At 42.7% G+C, this 3010-nt stretch carries 4 protein-coding genes; all 4 read left to right on the forward strand.

Annotation, left to right across the window (positions count from 1 at the left end):
• Positions 1-1047 (forward strand): branched-chain amino acid ABC transporter permease (locus J7K79_RS03945; RefSeq protein WP_296905396.1); only part of this gene is annotated, 1047 nt, incomplete at its 5' end.
• The gene (locus J7K79_RS03950) at positions 1044-1898 is read left to right on the forward strand and encodes an ABC transporter ATP-binding protein (protein ID WP_296905398.1); all 855 of its coding nucleotides are present in this window, start codon (positions 1044-1046) and stop codon (positions 1896-1898) included. The genes J7K79_RS03945 and J7K79_RS03950, both read left to right, overlap by 4 nt.
• Positions 1891-2610, forward strand: a complete 720-nt coding sequence (locus J7K79_RS03955) for an ABC transporter ATP-binding protein (RefSeq protein WP_296905400.1) — start codon at positions 1891-1893, stop codon at positions 2608-2610. The genes J7K79_RS03950 and J7K79_RS03955 overlap by 8 nt, the downstream gene beginning before the upstream one ends.
• Positions 2611-2622: 12 nt before the next feature.
• Positions 2623-3010: CBS domain-containing protein (locus J7K79_RS03960; protein ID WP_296905402.1), on the forward strand; the 388-nt coding region annotated here is incomplete at its 3' end.

Raw genomic sequence — 3010 nt, forward strand, 5'->3', positions numbered from 1 at the left:
ACAAATGTAATTCTTACTGTCGCTTTTATTCTTTTTATGATACTCCTTCTCCATCTGGCCAATAAATACCTTGATAGCTACCAGCTGAGGGTAGTGAGACTCATTGCCATATACGGAGTTATGGCAGTGAGTTTGAACCTGATAAATGGAATCACGGGTATATTCTCTCTTGGACACGCAGGTTTCATTTTGATAGGAGCCTACACCGCCTCATTGCTCACTCTTTCTCCAGAACAGAAAACCATGTCTTTCATAATAGAACCCATTGTCCCCTGGCTTGCCAACCTGCACACCGATTTTTTCACGGCCACAATCGCAGGAGGAATGATGGCGGCACTGTTTGCATTTCTCATAGGATGGCCTGTTCTGAGACTGTCAGGTGACTATCTTGCTATAGCGTCCCTCGGTTTTGCCGAAGTGATAAGAATCATCGCTTTGAACGCTATCAGTGTTACAAACGGTCCTTTAGGTTTGAAAGGCATTCCAGAGTATTCAAACATCTGGTGGTGTTATGGGTGGTTGTTCGTCACTGTTCTGTTCATTGCAAGCCTTGTGAACAGCAGTTATGGAAGGGCGTTAAAGGCTATAAGAGAAGACAGAATTGCTGCAGAAGCAATGGGAATAAACGTTTTTAAACACCAGCTTCTTTCCTTCGTCACAGGAGCGTTCTTTGCGGGTGTTTCAGGCTCCCTTTATGCCCACTGGGTTACAACAATAGATCCCAGAATCACCACACTTGGTCCCATGCTCACTTTTTACATTCTCATCATGATAGTCCTCGGAGGGCTGGGTAGTATATCGGGCTCACTCATAGGAGCAGCACTTTTCACAATACTGTTTGAGTGGCTCAGAGATTTAGAGGAACCTTTCAACTTCTTTGGCATCCACGTTCCCGGTATAAAAGGCATGAGAATCCTGGTTATATCCGTTATTTTCATTCTCGTTATGATATTCTGGCGAAGGGGAATAATGGGAAGGGAAGAACTCACATGGAACAACCTGTACAACTGGATTTTTGCTCGAGGTAAGGATGGTGAAGACAGATGACTGTCGCCGATCTCTCTAAAAAACCGCTTCTTATACTTGACCATGTCACAATGCAATTCGGTGGTCTTGTGGCAGTTGATGATTTCAGCAATGAGATAAGAGAAGGAGAACTTGTTGGACTCATAGGACCAAACGGTGCAGGGAAAACTACGGTTTTCAATGTGATAACGGGAATATATAGTCCTACAAAAGGCAGAATCATATTCGATGGTATAGACATCACTGGTTTGAAACCATACCAGATCACTCACCTGGGAATAGCAAGGACTTTCCAGAACATCAGATTGTTCTCCGACATGACTGTACTTGAGAATGTCCTTGTTGCTCAGCACCACGTTCTTTCCAATCCGAATGTGGAAAAAATTCTTCTAAAGCACGGAAAAAAGAAAAAAGGAGAAGGGCATTTCTGGTTCTGGCGTTCAGTTACGAAGATTGGATACATGAAGAAAGAAAGGGAAATGCTTGAGAAGGCAAAAGATTTGATAAAGAGGGTAGGACTTGAAAAGGTAATGTACGAGAAGGCTTCTTCACTTCCATATGGAGATCAAAGAAAACTGGAGATAGCCCGCGCTCTTGCAACAGATCCCAAATTGATTCTCCTGGACGAACCCGCAGCAGGTATGAACCCAAGAGAAACAGAGGATTTGATGGAGTTTATAGAAAGAATAAGAAAAGATTTCAAGCTCACGGTCTTTTTAATAGAACACGACATGAAACTGGTCATGGGAATATGTGAAAGAATCATTGTAATGGACTATGGTAGGATCATATCTGAAGGCACTCCAAAAGAGGTTCAAAACGATCCAGGGGTCATAGAGGCTTACCTTGGAAGGGAGTGGGAGAGTGTCTGACATCGTTCTTGAAGTGAAAAATATGCATGTCTACTATGGGGCAATTCACGCACTCAAAGGAATAGATTTAAGAGTTCCAAAGGGAAAAATTGTTACGCTCATTGGAGCAAACGGTGCCGGGAAAACAACCACACTCTCTGCAATAGCTGGACTGGTGAAAGTACAGGAAGGTAAAGTTTTCTTCAACGATCAAGATATTACAAATACACCACCTCATGTGATAAACAGAATGGGAATTGCACTTGTTCCCGAGGGAAGAAGAATCTTTCCTGAACTCACTGTTCTTGAGAATTTGATGATGGGAGCATACAACAGAAAAGACAAAGAAGGAATAAAGCAGGATCTAGAATGGATTTTTTCTCTCTTTCCAAGGTTGAAGGAAAGATTGAAGCAGCTCGGAGGTACCCTTTCCGGAGGAGAGCAGCAGATGCTTGCCATTGGAAGAGCACTGATGAGCAGGCCAAAACTCTTAATGATGGACGAACCTTCCCTTGGTCTTGCTCCCATACTGGTTTCTGAGGTTTTCGATGTCATCAAAAAGATCAACGAGGAAGGAACCACAATTCTGCTTGTGGAACAGAACGCCCTTGGTGCCCTCAAAATTGCCCACTATGGCTATGTCTTAGAAACAGGAAGAATTGTTCTCGAAGGTGAAGCGAAGGAATTACTGGATAACGAAATGGTGAAGAAGGCTTACTTGGGAGTTGCATGAGGAGGGAATAACATGCTGGTAAAGGATTTTATGACAAAAAACCCAATAACAATAGCTCCTGAAACCTCATTTTCCGAAGCTCTCAAACTCATGAAACAGAATAAGATCAAACGCCTGATTGTCATGAAAGACAATAAGATAGTTGGAATTGTCACAGAAAAAGACCTTCTCTATGCCTCGCCCTCTAAAGTCACCACTCTCAACATATGGGAGCTTCACTATCTTTTATCCAAATTGAAGATAGAAGAGATTATGACAAAAAACGTGATCACCGTAAATGAAAACACTCCCATAGAGGATGCTGCAAGAATCATGGAAGAGAAAGATATAAGTGGTCTCCCTGTGGTTGACGGCACAGGAAACCTCGTTGGGGTTATAACTCAAACAGACATTTTTAAGG

The organism is Thermotoga sp. (assembly GCF_021162145.1).
GTDB lineage: Bacteria > Thermotogota > Thermotogae > Thermotogales > Thermotogaceae > Thermotoga.

Bases quoted from the DNA above. Each gene is read 5' to 3' on its own strand.
- J7K79_RS03950 (WP_296905398.1), top strand. From the start codon at position 1,044: ATGACTGTCGCCGATCTCTCTAAAAAACCGCTTCTTATACTTGACCAT.